Origin of the sequence: Clostridium sp. YIM B02551 (assembly GCF_022324735.1) — a bacterium.
Lineage (GTDB): Bacteria > Bacillota > Clostridia > Clostridiales > Clostridiaceae > Clostridium_T > Clostridium_T paridis.
In genome coordinates this window covers 62,163-77,242 of sequence record NZ_JAKGTF010000012.1, presented here as the reverse complement: position 1 = coordinate 77,242, position 15,080 = coordinate 62,163, and the positions used below count along the sequence as shown (strand labels likewise).

Annotated in this window: 21 protein-coding genes; 2 read left to right on the top strand and 19 right to left on the bottom strand. The window is 30.9% G+C overall.

Annotated elements, in window-relative coordinates; translation table 11 throughout:
- Positions 1 to 92: 92 nt before the first annotated feature.
- Positions 93 to 1,940, bottom strand: coding sequence for a HAMP domain-containing sensor histidine kinase (locus tag L1S47_RS15070; protein WP_238884323.1), 1,848 nt, complete (start codon positions 1,938 to 1,940; stop codon positions 93 to 95).
- Complete coding sequence (locus L1S47_RS15065; RefSeq protein ID WP_373689093.1) at positions 1,918 to 2,619, bottom strand: response regulator transcription factor; 702 nt, start codon at positions 2,617 to 2,619, stop codon at positions 1,918 to 1,920. The genes L1S47_RS15070 and L1S47_RS15065 overlap by 23 nt, the downstream gene beginning before the upstream one ends.
- A 201-nt stretch (positions 2,620 to 2,820) precedes the next feature.
- Here L1S47_RS15065 and L1S47_RS15060 point away from each other — a divergent pair, with 201 nt between their 5' ends.
- Entirely contained in the window at positions 2,821 to 3,678 is an 858-nt protein-coding gene (locus tag L1S47_RS15060; RefSeq protein WP_202769337.1) for a YitT family protein, read from the top strand.
- Between the two features lie 65 nt (positions 3,679 to 3,743).
- Here the strand turns inward: L1S47_RS15060 and L1S47_RS15055 are convergent, their stop codons facing one another.
- Positions 3,744 to 4,307 (bottom strand): Fe-S-containing hydro-lyase, encoded by a 564-nt coding sequence (locus L1S47_RS15055; RefSeq protein ID WP_238884321.1) that lies wholly within the window; start codon positions 4,305 to 4,307, stop codon positions 3,744 to 3,746.
- A gap of 11 nt (positions 4,308 to 4,318) precedes the next feature.
- Positions 4,319 to 5,161, bottom strand: a complete 843-nt coding sequence (locus L1S47_RS15050; protein WP_238884320.1) for a fumarate hydratase — start codon at positions 5,159 to 5,161, stop codon at positions 4,319 to 4,321.
- 104 nt (positions 5,162 to 5,265) lie between these two features.
- Between L1S47_RS15050 and L1S47_RS15045 the strand changes: the two genes are divergently transcribed.
- On the top strand, positions 5,266 to 6,057 hold the full coding sequence (locus tag L1S47_RS15045) for a hypothetical protein (protein WP_238884319.1): 792 nt from the start codon (positions 5,266 to 5,268) through the stop codon (positions 6,055 to 6,057).
- A gap of 50 nt (positions 6,058 to 6,107) precedes the next feature.
- Here L1S47_RS15045 and cwlD read toward each other — a convergent pair whose 3' ends face one another.
- The 15 genes from cwlD to L1S47_RS14970 all read right to left on the bottom strand — a co-directional run bounded on the left by cwlD (position 6,108) and on the right by L1S47_RS14970 (position 15,047).
- Positions 6,108 to 6,779: an N-acetylmuramoyl-L-alanine amidase CwlD gene (gene cwlD / locus L1S47_RS15040; RefSeq protein ID WP_238884318.1), complete on the bottom strand. Its 672-nt coding sequence runs from the start codon at positions 6,777 to 6,779 to the stop codon at positions 6,108 to 6,110.
- A 114-nt stretch (positions 6,780 to 6,893) separates the two neighbouring features.
- On the bottom strand, positions 6,894 to 7,286 hold the full coding sequence (gene rpsI, locus L1S47_RS15035) for a 30S ribosomal protein S9 (RefSeq protein WP_202769342.1): 393 nt from the start codon (positions 7,284 to 7,286) through the stop codon (positions 6,894 to 6,896).
- Positions 7,287 to 7,312: 26 nt separating this feature from the next.
- Entirely contained in the window at positions 7,313 to 7,747 is a 435-nt protein-coding gene (gene rplM, locus L1S47_RS15030; protein WP_202769343.1) for a 50S ribosomal protein L13, read from the bottom strand.
- A gap of 158 nt (positions 7,748 to 7,905) precedes the next feature.
- Positions 7,906 to 8,640: a tRNA pseudouridine(38-40) synthase TruA gene (gene truA, locus L1S47_RS15025; RefSeq protein WP_238884317.1), complete on the bottom strand. Its 735-nt coding sequence runs from the start codon at positions 8,638 to 8,640 to the stop codon at positions 7,906 to 7,908.
- 10 nt (positions 8,641 to 8,650) lie between these two features.
- Entirely contained in the window at positions 8,651 to 9,460 is an 810-nt protein-coding gene (locus L1S47_RS15020) for an energy-coupling factor transporter transmembrane protein EcfT (protein ID WP_238884316.1), read from the bottom strand.
- A 20-nt stretch (positions 9,461 to 9,480) separates the two neighbouring features.
- Positions 9,481 to 10,335, bottom strand: a complete 855-nt coding sequence (locus tag L1S47_RS15015) for an energy-coupling factor transporter ATPase (RefSeq protein ID WP_238884315.1) — start codon at positions 10,333 to 10,335, stop codon at positions 9,481 to 9,483.
- Positions 10,320 to 11,165, bottom strand: a complete 846-nt coding sequence (locus L1S47_RS15010; RefSeq protein ID WP_238884314.1) for an energy-coupling factor transporter ATPase — start codon at positions 11,163 to 11,165, stop codon at positions 10,320 to 10,322. Before L1S47_RS15010 ends, L1S47_RS15015 begins: the two co-directional genes overlap by 16 nt.
- 152 nt (positions 11,166 to 11,317) lie before the next feature.
- Positions 11,318 to 11,659, bottom strand: coding sequence for a 50S ribosomal protein L17 (gene rplQ, locus L1S47_RS15005; protein WP_202769348.1), 342 nt, complete (start codon positions 11,657 to 11,659; stop codon positions 11,318 to 11,320).
- 12 nt (positions 11,660 to 11,671) lie between these two features.
- Positions 11,672 to 12,619 carry a DNA-directed RNA polymerase subunit alpha gene (locus L1S47_RS15000; RefSeq protein ID WP_238884313.1) on the bottom strand — a complete coding sequence of 316 codons (948 nt, stop codon included), beginning with the start codon at positions 12,617 to 12,619 and terminating at the stop codon, positions 11,672 to 11,674.
- Between the two features lie 102 nt (positions 12,620 to 12,721).
- Complete coding sequence (gene rpsD / locus L1S47_RS14995) at positions 12,722 to 13,342, bottom strand: 30S ribosomal protein S4 (RefSeq protein ID WP_202769350.1); 621 nt, start codon at positions 13,340 to 13,342, stop codon at positions 12,722 to 12,724.
- Between the two features lie 26 nt (positions 13,343 to 13,368).
- Positions 13,369 to 13,764, bottom strand: coding sequence for a 30S ribosomal protein S11 (rpsK, locus tag L1S47_RS14990; protein ID WP_202769351.1), 396 nt, complete (start codon positions 13,762 to 13,764; stop codon positions 13,369 to 13,371).
- Between the two features lie 15 nt (positions 13,765 to 13,779).
- Complete coding sequence (rpsM, locus tag L1S47_RS14985; protein ID WP_202769352.1) at positions 13,780 to 14,145, bottom strand: 30S ribosomal protein S13; 366 nt, start codon at positions 14,143 to 14,145, stop codon at positions 13,780 to 13,782.
- Positions 14,146 to 14,354: 209 nt separating this feature from the next.
- Positions 14,355 to 14,468 (bottom strand): 50S ribosomal protein L36, encoded by a 114-nt coding sequence (gene rpmJ / locus L1S47_RS14980; protein WP_025434559.1) that lies wholly within the window; start codon positions 14,466 to 14,468, stop codon positions 14,355 to 14,357.
- Positions 14,469 to 14,539: 71 nt separating this feature from the next.
- A complete protein-coding gene (gene infA, locus L1S47_RS14975; protein ID WP_202769353.1) occupies positions 14,540 to 14,758 on the bottom strand; it encodes a translation initiation factor IF-1 in 219 nt (72 codons plus the stop codon).
- 7 nt (positions 14,759 to 14,765) lie between these two features.
- On the bottom strand, positions 14,766 to 15,047 hold the full coding sequence (locus L1S47_RS14970) for a KOW domain-containing RNA-binding protein (protein WP_238884312.1): 282 nt from the start codon (positions 15,045 to 15,047) through the stop codon (positions 14,766 to 14,768).
- Positions 15,048 to 15,080: the final 33 nt, after the last annotated feature.

Genomic DNA, 15,080 nt, shown 5'->3' with positions numbered 1-15,080 from the left:
TTAATATACATTCTCCAGACAATCCTGTCAATTGATATATATCAAAAAAATATAAGGATGAACTAGTTACACTAGTTCATCCTTATATAAATTTATTTTTTCAACATAATATAGACTTTAAACATATCGCCTTCAACTTCCAGCCTTAAATCTCCATTATGTATTTCTAGAATATTCTTAACTATTGCTAATCCAAGTCCTGAACCTTCAATATCTGATGTTCTAGAAGAGTCAGCTCTTACAAACCTCTCCATCATCCTCTCAGGTTTAAAGTTCATTTCATAGGAAGATATATTCTTAAAACTAATTGTTACCCAACTTCCATCATCAAAGATATCAATATATATTCTTGTATCTTCTAATGAATACTTTAGAGCATTGGTAATTATATTATCAAAAACTCTTACCATTTTATCCGGATCCACTTCCATAACAATACTTTCATTATATGTTACAACCTTTGTAGTAAGTCCTCTTTCTTTTAACTTCTCTTGATACTCTCCTAATATCATGTGTATAAGCTGGACAATATCTACTTTAGCCTTATTTAACTTAATCTTTCCAGAAGATAGTTTAGACATTTCAAACAGATCATCTATTAATATTTTTAATCGTTGAGATTTTGCCCCAAGTATCTTTAAATATTCATTTTTCTCATCTTTTGTTATATCTTCTCTTCCTAATATGTTTACGTAATTAATAATTGATGTTAATGGAGTTTTTAAATCATGAGAAACATTTGAAATTAATTCTGTTTTTAATCTCTCATTTTTTACTCTCTCTTCAGCAACTTGTCTATACCCTTCCTGCATATGCTTTATACCTTGTACAATTTCACTAATTTCACTTTTACTTTTATATTTTAATTCAGCATCCATATTTCCCTTATCATACTCTCTTACCATATCTAATAATTCATATATAAAGACATAATTTCTTAAAATACTAAATATTAAATATGTTACTAATATTAAAATAAATCCTAAGTTAATAAGGGATAGTGTTGTATGAATAATTTGCATATCCAGATTCAAATGCAATAGACTTCCGAGATAAATTAGTATTCTTTGAATATCGAGCCCCCAAAAAGGCATTACAATAAAATTAACTATAATTAATCCACTTATCAAAATTAAAACTTTGTTATTTAGGTTTTTTATAATCCTCTTTGGAACCTCTTTTAAATAGTAAACACCTTCTCCAAGTTTGCTATTCCTGATTTCATCTATTACTTCAATATAACCCTTTGTTTTAAATAAAAACTCATATTTAATTAATATTACTATTATTAGGGATAGATTTAAAATAAAGGCCAAAAAGAGCATTCTATTTTTAACAATAGAATTATCATAAACAGTTCCTCTAACAAAATAATATTCGTTTATCCCTCTCATATTTTTCTTTTTTTCTGGTGTCACAGAAAAGTTCTGACTTTTTGTTATTTCATTAAAATCTTTATCGTTATCAATTTTATAATAAACTATTCCTTCCTTATTAGCTAACTCTTCAAATAGTTCATCTGCCTTAGCACCTCCAACTATTTGATCTGAAACCCAGCCTCTGTTAGTTATATAATAAGGAATTCCTTTATCATCTTTTAAATCTTCGTCTATATATATGTAACCTATATAATAACTATCATCCATTGTGTCCTGATTATATTTTCTTGCATCTACTAAAGCTTGGTTTCCTTGATTTAAAATATTATATTGTCCTTGAATATTTGATATAAGCTGCAAACTATCATTAACTAATCTTCTTTCTTTATATTTTTTACTATTTATTATAGTGTCATAGGTAAATATTCCTCTTGAGGCCTCCATAATAAATGTAGTTATTATATTAAAGGTTAGTATTATCATAGTGGAGCAAATAACAACATCAATTATTGAAAACTTACACTTCCACTTATAATATTTACTTTTCAATCTTATACCCAATACCCCACACCACCTTCAAGTATTCAGGTTCTTTTGGATTTATTTCAATTTTTTCTCTAATTCTTCTTACATGAACTGTAACAGTATTTTCACTGTTATAGAAAGGCTCGTCCCATACTCTTTCATAAATTTCTTGGATTGAGAAAATTCTACCTGGATTAGAAACTAGAAGTAATAGTATTTTATATTCTGTTGCCGTTACTTTTATTTCTTTTCCCCTAACAGATATAGTTTTTCTTTCCTTGTCTATTACCAAGTCTCTTATAGATATAATTTCCCCTTGCATTTCTCTTTCTCTATTTTTCGCCATTATAGGATTATCATATCTCCTCAACTGAGATTTTACTCTTGCTACTAGCTCTAAATGATTAAATGGCTTAGTAACATAGTCATCAGCTCCTAAATTCAATCCTAAGACCTTATCAGAATCCTCTCCTTTTGCTGATAACATTATAATAGGTACATTACTTGTCTCTCTAATCTTCATGCATGTTCTAATTCCATCTAATTTAGGCATCATTATGTCTAATATAATAAGATGCGGCTTCTCATTTTCAAATATCTCCAGTGCATCTTCTCCATCTCTTGCCTTTAGAACTTTAAAATTTTCTCCCCTTAGATATATCTCAATTGCTTCTCTTATTTCTCTTTCATCGTCAGCAACTAATATTTTATAAATTTCCATAATTCTCACCCCATCTTCCATTTTAATAAATATGTCATAAGAAGTTTATATAAATTTATTAAAACTTTCTTAAAATTTTACATTTATTTATAAATTTATTATATCAGATTATCACGTTTTACTTTAATTATTGTTGTTAAATTCCATTATTGATTTATAATATATATGAAAACCATAACTTAAGAGGAGAATATCATGGAATTTATTAGAGACAAAAAAAACTTATGTTTAGACATCTTATTGATCTTTGTAGGATGCTTTATTGCATCTCTAGGAGTTAATATTTTCTTAGCTAACGCTAAACTTTTAAGTGGAGGTGCAACTGGTTTAGCCCTAATAATCCAATATTTCACTGGATTTAAAGCTGGTTATTCCGTTTTTCTTTTAAATCTCCCACTGTTTGTAATTAGTTATTTTAAATTAAGCAAACAATTTACTCTTTATTCAGCTATAGGAATGATCTCTTTAACTGTTTCTTTATTAATAACTGAAAGATTTAATTTACATATTAATATTGATGATTTACTCGTTTATTGTATATATGGCGGAGCATTATGTGGTATAGGATATAGTATAGTTTTTCTTAGAAATGGTTCAACAGGAGGAACTGACATAATCACAATGCTCATCAGAAAGAAATATTCAAACTTCGATATTGGAACTGTTGGTTTTACTATTAACGTTTTAGTAGTTATTCTAGGTGCTATATTTTTCGGATTACCAAGAGCTTTATATACTCTTATATCTATATATCTACAAAATATTATTCTTGATAAAGTATTAAAAGGATTAGGAACAAAAAAACTTTTAATGATTCTTACTGAAAAAGAAGAGGATGTCATTAAATTTATTATGAATAATATGCATAGAGGGGTTACTTCTTTAAATGCTGAAGGAGAATATACTCATCATAAAAAGAAAATGATCTATTGTATAGTTACTCTACCTCAATTGGTGTATTTAAAATCACAAATTACTTCCATTGATCCTAAGTCATTTATAACCATAATCGACGTTTCCGAAGTAAGAGGAAGAGGCTTTAAAAATTTATAAAAATATATATAAGAAAAGACCACATTTATGTATCCTTATTAAGTTCATAAAGTGGTCTTTACATTTTATTTACTATTTAATGTATTTAGATATTCCTTTTGTCCAATTTCATATAAGTTATTTCCGTTAGCATCTATAACAACTACCAGTGGCATATCGATAACTGTTAGCTTTCTAATTGCTTCTGCTCCCAAGTCCTCATATGCGATTAATTCCGATTCTTTGATACATTTAGCTGTAAGTGCTGCTGCACCACCAATTGCTCCAAAATAAATGGCTTTATTCTTTATCATTGACTGGATTACATTAACGTCCCTTGCCCCTTTACCAATCATTCCTCTCAATCCTAGGTCCAGAAGCTTAGGTGCATAGGAATCCATTCTATAGCTTGTAGTTGGACCAGCAGAACCAATAACTTGTCCTGGCTTAGGTGGAGTTGGCCCTACATAATATATAATTTGATCCCTTAATTCAATAGGAAGCTCCTTGCCATCTTCTATAAGTTCTACCAATCTCTTATGTGCTGCATCTCTAGCTGTATATATCTCTCCTGATAATAAAACAATATCTCCTGCATTAAGTGTCATAGCTTGTTCTTCAGTTAATGGTGCATTAATCTTAATTTCCATATATATCACCTCTATAAAATAACTTCTGCGTGTCTTGTAGCGTGACAGCTTATATTAACTGCTACTGGCAAGCCTGCAATGTGAGTTGGAAATACTTCAATATTTACTCCTAAAGCAGTTGTCTTACCTCCAAATCCTTGTGGACCTATACCTAATTGATTTATTTTCCTAAGCATTTCATCTTCTAATTCTCTATAGAATTCATTTTCATTTCTTTGCTCAATATTTCTTAGTAGTGCCCTTTTAGAAATTTCTGCAGCTTTTTCAAATGTTCCCCCTATTCCAACACCTACTATTATTGGAGGACATGGATTAGGTCCAGCTAGCTTTACTGTTTCAATGATAAAATCCTTAACTCCCTGAACACCGTCAGAAGGTTTTAGCATTTTGATTCTGCTCATATTCTCTGACCCAAAGCCTTTTGGTGCAATAATTATTTTAATCTTATCCCCTGGAACTATATCTAGATGTATTACCGCTGGAGTGTTATCTCCTGTATTCACTCTATTAATAGGATCTTTCACTACCGACTTTCTTAAATATCCCTCTTCATAGCCTTTTCTTACTCCTTCATTTATGGCATCATATAAATTCCCACCAATTACATGTACATCTTGTCCAAGTTCAACAAATATTACAGCCATACCAGTATCTTGGCACATAGGCATATTCTCTTTTTCTGCGATATTTGAATTAAGTATTATCTTTTCTAACATTTCTTTTGCAATTGGGAAGGTTTCTTCTTCTTTTGACTTATTTAATACATTTCTTATATCATTACTAAGATAATGATTAGAATCTATACATATTTTTTTAACAGCTTCAATTATTTCTATTACATCTATTTCTCTCATTCCTATACCTCCTGATAAAATTCCCTTAAAATAAAATACATTATGGAATATTCCCATTCTTTCTTAATTATAATTTAATAAGCAATTTCTTGAAAGGACTAATTATGAATAATAATCATAATAAAATAATTTCAGCCCTTGGCTACATATTTATATTATTTTTTTTAGCTTTTCTGTTTTATAAATATTATGCCACCATATTTATTAATGGAGAAAATAATAAATCTAATCCACCAAATAATTCTATAAATGTTTCTCCTATCACAGGAGAAGTTATTCAAAATGTAACTTCTAATGCGCCATTATTACAAGTAACTTATGATTATAATGACATCTCAAGACTTTATAAAATTACATCTGCTGATATAGTAATAGAAGAATTTCTTTCTGAATCTGGCTCTTTAATTTATAAAGGTATATTTTACAATAAAAATATATCATTAAATGAATCTATTAGTACAATTTCCTCTATTTCTACAAACTCTTTACCAACAATTAAATTTTTAGATCCTCTTGAACTTGATAAAAATCTCTTTTCCAACAAAATTGACACAATTTTTATTTCTTATACACCTCAATTAAATACTAGTTTTATTTATAAAAATGGCGAGTATTTTCATTATTCTACAAATGTACAAGATGTTAATAGATTTTCGAATACTCCTATTACTTTTAAAAATGTTCTTGTAGAATTTGGGGATAAATCCGGAGACACTCACGATGGAATGTTATTTTCTGGTGGAAAACTTCAGAAGTTAAAAATATCTGGCACTAAAATTACAATGATAAATGATTCTAAAGAACTTCCATTTTCCTTATTAAGAGGCAATACCATTTGGGTTAAATGTCCAAATTCCTCTAAAATAATAACTGCTGATTCACATATTGAAAGTTAAAAAGACCTATTTCAACATAGGTCTTTATATTTCCCAGGAAATTTGTATTTCTATTGTTTATAAAATTCATTAATTCCATCTTTTAAAGCATCTGCAATCTTATCTTGATATTTTTCATCTTTTAACAATTCTTCTTCTTTTGAATTCGATAAAAAACCACACTCTACTAAAACATTAGGTCCAGGATAATTATCTCTTAAAATTCTATATTGTTCTTTAGCATCTTTAGGAACTCTATTATTAGTTTTATCAAGAGTATTTTTTAGTGATTCTTGTAATATAAGTGCTAATTTTTTGCTTTCTTCATTTGAAGCATGCCAAACTTGTGCGCCACTAACCTTGCTTTGAGGAAACATATTTTGATGAATACTTATGAATATGTCACAATTTGTTTCTTTCTTCATTGCGCATCTTTTTTTTAAATCTTCTACTTTTTTCTTTCCCTTAGTGTCTTCACTATATAACCCTTTATCTTCTTCTCTAGTTAAAAATACTTTATATCCCTCTTTATCTAATCTCTCTTTGAGCTTTATACTTATATTTAAGTTTATATCCTTTTCACTAGTGCCGTTTTTTGATTTTGCACCTCCATCAATTCCCCCATGGCCCGGGTCAATTAAAATCACAGTTTCATTCTTTTCCTTCGCTTCTACCTTTTCTAGGTTAATATTTGTGAAAAATATGCTTATAACTATTAAGACTGTAGATATTATTCTTTTCATTTTTTAACCTCCAAACTATAGTTTAAGCTTATTTTTCTCTTTTTGTGTTAACTATATTCTCTGAAAAAAATAGAAAAAAAGAGAGTCTTTCGACTCTCTTTGTATGTTGAAATATTATCTCTTTGAGAATTGTGGAGCTCTTCTTGCTTTCTTAAGACCGTATTTCTTTCTTTCCTTCATTCTTGGGTCTCTTGTTAAGAAGCCAGCTTTCTTTAATTCTGGTTTAAGTGCTTCATCAGCTTTTAATAAAGCTCTTGATACACCGTGTCTTATAGCTCCTGCTTGACCTGTAAGTCCACCACCATGTACATTTACTAAAACGTCAAATCTTTCTTTAGTTCCAGTTAAAACTAATGGTTGGTTAACTACAACTCTTAAAGTTTCTAAACCAAAATAGTTTTCTATTTCTCTCTTATTTATTATAACTTTACCTTCACCAGGTACAAGTCTTACTCTTGCAACAGATTTCTTTCTTCTTCCAGTTCCTAAATATTGAACTTTTGCCATTTTTTATTCCTCCTCCCGAGCCTGTATTAGTACTTTAATTCTAGTACTTCTGGTTTTTGAGCTGCATTATCATGTTCTGCACCTCTGTAAACCTTAAGTTTCTTTAACATTTGTCTTCCTAATACTCCCTTTGGAAGCATTCTTCTTACTGCTTCTTCGAAAGCAAATTCAGGTTTTTTATCTAAAACTTCTCTGTAAGGAGTTTCTTTTAATCCACCTGGATATAAACTGTGCTTTCTCATAAACTTTTGGTCTAATTTCTTTCCTGTTAAAACTACCTTTTCTGCGTTGATAATAATAACAAAATCTCCACAATCAACATTTGGTGTAAATGTTGGTTTGTTTTTTCCTCTTAATATTGTAGCAACTTGGCTAGCAACTCTTCCTAGTGGCTTTCCAGCTGCATCAACTACATACCATTTTCTTTCAACCTCTTGTGGTTTAGCGATGTATGATTTCATCATTTTCCCTCCCTGAACACTTTTTAAGTTTCTATTTCCATCTTTATGTCAAGATCCGGGGCTTCTGGATCTTATCCACAAACTATCTTAACAACAAATATCATTATAATACACGCTTACGGGCGTGTCAACAAATTTACAACTTTTATTTAATATTTTTAATAAAAAACTTTTTCAAGAGATAGTCCCATTGCTGGCATACACTTTCCTGCTTTATTTCTATCACCTTCATTGATAATGTCATTTATATATTCTGGTTTTATTTTTCCTTCTCCAACTTGAAGAAGGGTTCCTACTATTATTCTAACCATATTATATAAAAAACCATCACCAGAAACATATATTTTTATTTCATCATAGTTTTTTTCTATTTTAATATCCCATATAGTTCGTACAGTCGTCTTTACTGAGCTTCCCGTTGATTTAAATGCTTTAAAATCATGAGTACCTACAAAAAGCTTACATGCTTCCTGCATCTTTTCAACATTTAACTTTTCTTTAACTACGCAAGAATAATTTCTTCCTATTGCCTTAGGTGTTCTTCTATTTACAATAGTATAACAATAAGTTTTCCCTTTAGCTTGATATCTTGGGTGAAAATCTTTAAGAACTTCCTCTGATTCTAAAATTACTACATCATCAGGCAGCTTTTGGTTTATAGCTTCCCTAAACTTTTCGCTTGGGATTTTACTATTTGTTTTAAAAGATGCAACAAACCCCTTAGCATGAACCCCTGAATCAGTTCTGCTACACCCAATTAACTCCACTTCTTCATTAACAAGCTTCTTAATAGCCTCTTCTATTGTTCCGCATACAGTTCTTCCACTTTTTTGTTTTTGCCATCCATAGAAGTCTGTGCCATCATACTCAATTAAAAGCTTTATATTTCTCATATAATATCACCTAAAACTTAAATCTTACATAAAAACTAAAGGCTATTAATACAGCTACTATAAAGAATGCTACAGCATCTCTACTTTCATATTTTAATTGCTTCATTCTTGTTCTTCCATTCCCACCTCTATAACATCTAGCTTCCATTGCATTTGCAAGTTCATCAGCTCTTCTAAATGAACTAATAAATAATGGTACCAATAATGGTATCAAACTTTTAGCCTTTGAAAATATATTTCCTCCATCAAAATCAGCACCCCTTGCCTTTTGTGCTTTCATTATTTTGTCTGTCTCATCTATGAGAGTAGGAATAAATCTTAATGCAATTGTCATCATCATAGCTATTTCATGAGAACTAATACCCACTACCTTTAATGGTTTCAATAACCTCTCTAATGCATCAGTTAACTCAATAGGTGATGTGGTTAATGTTAGTATAGATGTACCTATAATTAGGAATATGAGCCTTAAGGTCATAAATACTGCCACTTGTATTCCCTCTTCATATATATTTAAGAACTTCCATCCCCATATTAAAGTGTCTGATGTACCTTTTATCATAAATACATTAAGAAGTGCTGTAATCACTATTAATGTTATAACTGGTCTAAGCCCTTTAAAATAAAAACTTGGTGATATTTTTGAATTAATAATAGCTGCTGCAATAAATGCCACAATTAGAATATATCCTACAAATTTATTTATTATAAATAATGATGCAATAAATAATACTGATATTAATATTTTAGTTCTAGGATCAAGTTTATGTATGAATGAGTCCCCGGGTACATATTGTCCTATAGTTATATCTTTAATCATATTCTACTCGACTCCTTTCACTAATCTCTTTTTAATATCTTAAGTAAGGCTTCTTTTGCTTGACTGATTGTAAAAATGTCATCACCTAGTTCAAAACCCTTACTCTTTAATTCTTTAACTAAATATGTAACTTGTGGTACAGCTAATCCAACATTTTCTAAAGTACCAATCTCCTTGAAAACATTCTTAGGAGATCCATCAAGGATTATTTCTCCACCATTCATTACAATTACTCTTTCAGCCACTTTTGCAACGTCTTCCATGCTATGTGAAACAAGTATAATAGTCATACCATATTCATCATGTAATTTTACTATTTGCTCTAATATTTCATCTCTACCTTTTGGATCTAAACCTGCTGTAGGTTCGTCAAGAATTAAAATCTTAGGTTCCATTGCTACAACACCGGCTATGGCAACTCTTCTTTTCTGACCTCCACTAAGTTCAAAAGGAGACTTTTCCTTATATATGTCATAGTCTAAACCAACCATTTCCATAGCTCTTCTAACTCTTTGAGATATTTCTTCCTGATTTAATCCCAAATTACTTGGACCAAAAGCAATATCTTTCGCAATTGTTTCTTCAAATAATTGATACTCTGGATATTGAAACACTAACCCTACTTTTTTTCTTATATCTGTTAGTTTTGCGCCTTTTTCTGTTATATTCTTATCATCTATAAATATTTCACCAGAAGTTGCTTGTAATAATCCATTTAAATGTTGAATTAATGTAGATTTACCTGACCCCGTATGTCCAATTAATGCTACAAATTCTCCTTGATTTATTTCTAATGAAACATTATTTAATGCAATTTTCTCAAAAGGACTTTTAGGCATATATATATGAGTTAAATTACTTACTTTAATTGACATAATGCATTCACCATCTCATCCACATTTAATATTTCTGTACCTATTTCTATACCTGATTTTTGTAATTCAAATGCTAATTCGGTCACTTGTGGTACATCCAAGCCAATCTCTTTCATTTCTTTTACTTTTGAAAATACCTCTCTTGGGTTTCCTTGTAATACTATATTTCCTTGTTCCATTACAACTACTCTATCACCTTCAACTGCTTCATCCATGTAATGAGTAATTAATATAATAGTTATCCCTAGGTTTTTATTTATTTCTTTTATGGTTCTAATTACTTCTTTTCTTCCTGAAGGGTCTAACATAGCTGTTGGTTCATCAAGTATAATGCATTCTGGTTGCATTGCAAGTATACCTGCTATTGCAATTCTTTGTTTTTGGCCTCCTGATAATAGATGTGGTGCATGTCTTCTATATTCATACATACCAACCTTTTTAAGACTTTCATCTACTCTTCTTCTAATTTCACTTGGTTCTACCCCAAGGTTTTCTGGCCCAAAAGCAACATCCTCTTCTACAATTGTGGCTACCATTTGATTATCAGGATTTTGGAATACCATTCCAGCAGTTTTTCTTACATCCCATATATTTTGTTCATCCTTAGTATCTAATCCATTTACATATACAGTTCCATCAGATGGTGTCAGTAATGCGTTTATATGTTTTGCTATAGTTGATTTTCCTGAACCATTGTGTCCTAAAACTACTAAGAACTCACCTTTTTTAACTTCTAAATCTACACCTTTTAAGGCATAATACTCTTCTCCATTTTCATGAGAGAGATATTTAAAACTAAGATTTTCACATTTTACAATATTCTTTTCCATCATGACTCTCCCTTTCTTTAATAACTATTATAAAAGATACACTTAAATAATTCTATAGCTTTACCAAAGTCCTTATATATTTTATAACAGTTACTATCTTAATCTTTTGTATATTAAAATGGGGACTAAGTTATCACTTAATCCCCTTTATATTATACTAATTCAAGTATAACTAATTCAGCACCGTCTCCTCTTCTTGGACCAACTTTGAACATTCTAGTGTATCCACCTTTACGTTCAGCGTACTTAGGAGCGATTTCTTCAAATAATTTCTTAACTACATCTTCTTCAGTTACGAAAGATAAAACTTGTCTTCTAGCGTGAAGATCTCCTCTTTTTGCTAGAGTTATCATATTTTCAGCAAGGCTTCTTGCTTCTTTCGCTCTAGTGTCAGTAGTTTCTATTTTGCCATGCTTTAAGAAGCTTGTAACAAGGTTTCTTAACATAGCTCTTCTTTGGTCAGTTGGACGACCTAATTTACGATAACCTGGCATGACTATACCTCCTTACTCATCGCTTAGTCTTAATCCTAAGCCTAGTTCCTTAAGTTTTCTTTCAACCTCTTCAAGTGATTTTTTACCTAAGTTTCTTACTTTCATCATATCATCCATAGATCTTTGTGCAAGTTCTTGAACAGTGTTTATACCTGCTCTCTTTAAACAGTTGTATGATCTAACAGAAAGGTCTAGTTCCTCGATAGTCATCTCAAGAACCTTTTCCTTCTTATCTTCTTCTTTTTCAATCATTATTTCCATATCACTAGTATTATCAGTTAATGACATGAAAAGTTTGAAGTGTTCTATCAGTATTTTAGCTGATAGACTTATAGCTTCATCAATTTTAATTGTACCATTAGTCCAAATTTCTAATGTTAACTTATCGTAATCTGTAATTTGACCTACTCTTGTATTTTCAACAGTAAAGTTTACTCTTTTAACAGGAGTATAAATTGAATCTACAGCAATAGCACTTAGTGGTAATGAGTCAGATTTGTTTTTGTTTTGTGTAACATATCCTCTACCTCTATTAACAGTAAGTTCCATATAAAGTCTGCCTTCATCATCTAAAGTAGCAATATGTAAATCCTTATTTACTACCTCAACATCTCCGTCAGTCTTAATGTCTCCTGCTGTTACTACTCCTGGACCTTTGGCATCTATATATATAACCTTTGGGCCTTCTCCACTCATTCTTAGTGCAAGACTTTTAATGTTAAGAATTAATTCTGTAACATCTTCTTTAACACCAGTAACAGTAGAGAATTCGTGTAGTACTCCATCAATTTTCACAGATGTAGTTGCAACTCCTGGTAAAGATGATAAAAGAATTCTTCTAAGTGCATTACCTAGTGTAATTCCATATCCTCTTTCTAATGGTTCAACTACGAACTTACCATAAGTTCCATCTTCACTTTGTTCAATACATTCAATAATTGGCTTTTCTATTTCTAACATGCGCAAAACCCTCCTTCAATTAAATATGGCAACCTTATTATGAGGGCAACTGATTCAACATTTGCAATGGAGAAATATCCTCCAGTTGCAAATAGCATATTATTACTTACTGTATAACTCAACGATAAGAGTTTCATTAACATTGATGTCAATGTCTTCTCTTGCTGGTACAGCAACTACTTTACCTTCGAAATTTTCAGTATTAGCAGTTAACCACTTTGGTAAAGTCTTTGGATTTTCTGCAAAAACTTTGAATTTTTCTGTTGCTCTGCTTTTTTCTGATACAGAAATAACATCATTTACGCTTACTCTGTAAGAAGCGATATCTACCTTCTTACCATTTACTAAGAAATGTCCATGAGTAACTAATTGTCTAGCTTCAGCTCTTGAAGAACCGTAACCTAGTCTGAAAGCTACGTTATCTAGTCTCATTTCTAGTAACATAAGTAGGTTTTCACCTGTTATTCCTCTCATTCTTTCAGCTTTTTCGTAGTACTTTCTGAATTGTTTTTCAAGTACTCCGTAAATTCTCTTAGCTTTTTGCTTTTCTCTTAATTGTGTTCCATAGTTAGAAAGTTTCTTTCTGCTAGCTCCATGTTGTCCTGGCGCATAGCTTCTTCTAACGAAAGCACATTTATCTGTATAGCATCTATCCCCTTTAAGGAATAGTTTTGCACCTTCTCTTCTGCATAATCTACATGCAGATCCAGTATATCTTGCCATTAATTACACCTCCTATGACGTTTGTACTACACTCTTCTTCTTTTTGGTGGTCTACAACCGTTGTGTGGTATTGGAGTAACATCCTTAATTAGAGTTACTTCTAAACCAGCAGCTTGTAAACTTCTTATAGCAGCTTCTCTACCTGATCCAGGTCCTTTTACGTAAACCTCAACACTCTTCAATCCGTGTTCCATAGCAGATTTAGCTGCAGTTTCAGCCGCCATTTGAGCTGCAAATGGAGTACTCTTTCTTGAGCCTCTAAATCCTAAAGCTCCAGCTGATGACCATGATAAAGCATTACCTGCTGCATCAGTTAAAGTTACTATAGAATTGTTGAAAGTTGACTTAATGTGAGCTGCTCCGTGTTCAACATTCTTTCTTTCTTTTCTTCTTCTTGTTTTCTTAACTTTTGCTGCTACCATTGTCTTCCCTCCTTACTATTTTTTCTTGTTAGCAATAGTTTTCTTTGGACCTTTTCTAGTTCTTGCATTAGTCTTAGTTTTTTGTCCTCTTACAGGAAGACCTTTTCTATGTCTAATTCCTCTGTAGCAACCAATTTCAACTAGTCTTTTGATGTTAAGAGCGATTTCTCTTCTTAAATCTCCCTCAACAACTCTATCCTTTATGATATTTCTTATAGCATTTACTTCGTCTTCATTTAAGTCTTTTACTCTTGTGTCTGGGTTTATTCCAGTTTCTGCTAATATCTTTTGAGAAGTGGATAAACCTATTCCGTATATATAAGTTAGACCTATCTCAACTCTTTTTTCTCTTGGTAGGTCAACACCAGCTATTCTAGCCATTAAAACTTACACCTCCTGGTAATTAAATTCCCTTTTCATGTGGTAAATATATAAATAAAATTTCAGGTCATTGGTATTTTAACCTCTGTCAGCCGCTCCTAAAATTCATTTATGCTAATTAATTGACTATATAATGATATTTTAGAATGGAAAAAAAGTCAATAATAAATACCTTCCATTCCATTATTTTTTTAATAAACTTATTTATATTAGCCTTGTTTTTGCTTGTGCTTTGGGTTTTCGCAAATAACCATTACTCTACCTTTTCTTTTTATAATTTTGCACTTTTCGCAAATAGGCTTAACTGATGGTCTGACTTTCATCGCTAACCCTCCTTATTATTTATGAGCAGGAAAATCAATGCTTTTCTGCTAACATTTAAGTTATTTTAATTTTATTTTGCTCTCCAAGTAATTCTACCTCTTGTAAGATCATATTGAGATAACTCAACTGTAACCTTATCTCCTGGAAGAATTCTTATGAAGTTCATTCTTAGCTTTCCTGAAATGTGAGCAAGGATTTTATGCCCACTTTCCAATTCTACTTGGAACATAGCATTAGGTAATGATTCTAAAACTACACCTTGCATTTCAATTACATCATCTTTTGACATAAGGTAATCAAACCTCCTTATCAATGCCTTCAAGCTTTATAAATCTTTTAATCTTTAAATCTAAACTCTTGTCTTTAGATATAATTTCTTTCTCTAATGTTCTATCGAGTATATCTGTAAGATTTAAGTGTTTTAGTCTCTTCTTTTTAGGCATTTCACTTAATTTTGTACTTCCATTAGCAAGGGCAACATAGTTATCATCTAAAACGCTAACTACTATATAAGGTTTATCCTTATCTCTACCTGCTTTGGAAAATACTAATCTGCCAACTAAGTCGTTATTCTGCAACTTGTTTCACCTCAATGATTACCTTAGTAATAA

Bases quoted from the DNA above. Each gene is read 5' to 3' on its own strand.
- L1S47_RS15055 (WP_238884321.1), bottom strand. From the start codon at position 4,307: ATGGAAATTAAGATTAATGCACCATTAACTGAAGAACAAGCTATGACA.
- rplM (WP_202769343.1), bottom strand. From the start codon at position 7,747: ATGAAATCATACATCGCTAAACCACAAGAGGTTGAAAGAAAATGGTAT.
- infA (WP_202769353.1), bottom strand. From the start codon at position 14,758: ATGTCAAAAGATGATGTAATTGAAATGCAAGGTGTAGTTTTAGAATCA.
- L1S47_RS15045 (WP_238884319.1), top strand. From the start codon at position 5,266: ATGAATAATAATCATAATAAAATAATTTCAGCCCTTGGCTACATATTT.
- rpsM (WP_202769352.1), bottom strand. From the start codon at position 14,145: ATGGCTAGAATAGCTGGTGTTGACCTACCAAGAGAAAAAAGAGTTGAG.
- L1S47_RS15000 (WP_238884313.1), bottom strand. From the start codon at position 12,619: ATGTTAGAAATAGAAAAGCCAATTATTGAATGTATTGAACAAAGTGAA.
- rpsD (WP_202769350.1), bottom strand. From the start codon at position 13,342: ATGGCAAGATATACTGGATCTGCATGTAGATTATGCAGAAGAGAAGGT.
- rpsI (WP_202769342.1), bottom strand. From the start codon at position 7,286: ATGGCAAAAGTTCAATATTTAGGAACTGGAAGAAGAAAGAAATCTGTT.
- L1S47_RS15015 (WP_238884315.1), bottom strand. From the start codon at position 10,335: ATGTCAATTAAAGTAAGTAATTTAACTCATATATATATGCCTAAAAGT.
- L1S47_RS15010 (WP_238884314.1), bottom strand. From the start codon at position 11,165: ATGGAAAAGAATATTGTAAAATGTGAAAATCTTAGTTTTAAATATCTC.
- L1S47_RS15060 (WP_202769337.1), top strand. From the start codon at position 2,821: ATGGAATTTATTAGAGACAAAAAAAACTTATGTTTAGACATCTTATTG.
- cwlD (WP_238884318.1), bottom strand. From the start codon at position 6,779: ATGAAAAGAATAATATCTACAGTCTTAATAGTTATAAGCATATTTTTC.
- rpsK (WP_202769351.1), bottom strand. From the start codon at position 13,764: ATGGTAGCAGCAAAAGTTAAGAAAACAAGAAGAAGAAAAGAAAGAAAG.
- rplQ (WP_202769348.1), bottom strand. From the start codon at position 11,659: ATGCCAGGTTATCGTAAATTAGGTCGTCCAACTGACCAAAGAAGAGCT.
- truA (WP_238884317.1), bottom strand. From the start codon at position 8,640: ATGAGAAATATAAAGCTTTTAATTGAGTATGATGGCACAGACTTCTAT.
- L1S47_RS15050 (WP_238884320.1), bottom strand. From the start codon at position 5,161: ATGAGAGAAATAGATGTAATAGAAATAATTGAAGCTGTTAAAAAAATA.
- rpmJ (WP_025434559.1), bottom strand. From the start codon at position 14,468: ATGAAAGTCAGACCATCAGTTAAGCCTATTTGCGAAAAGTGCAAAATT.
- L1S47_RS15020 (WP_238884316.1), bottom strand. From the start codon at position 9,460: ATGATTAAAGATATAACTATAGGACAATATGTACCCGGGGACTCATTC.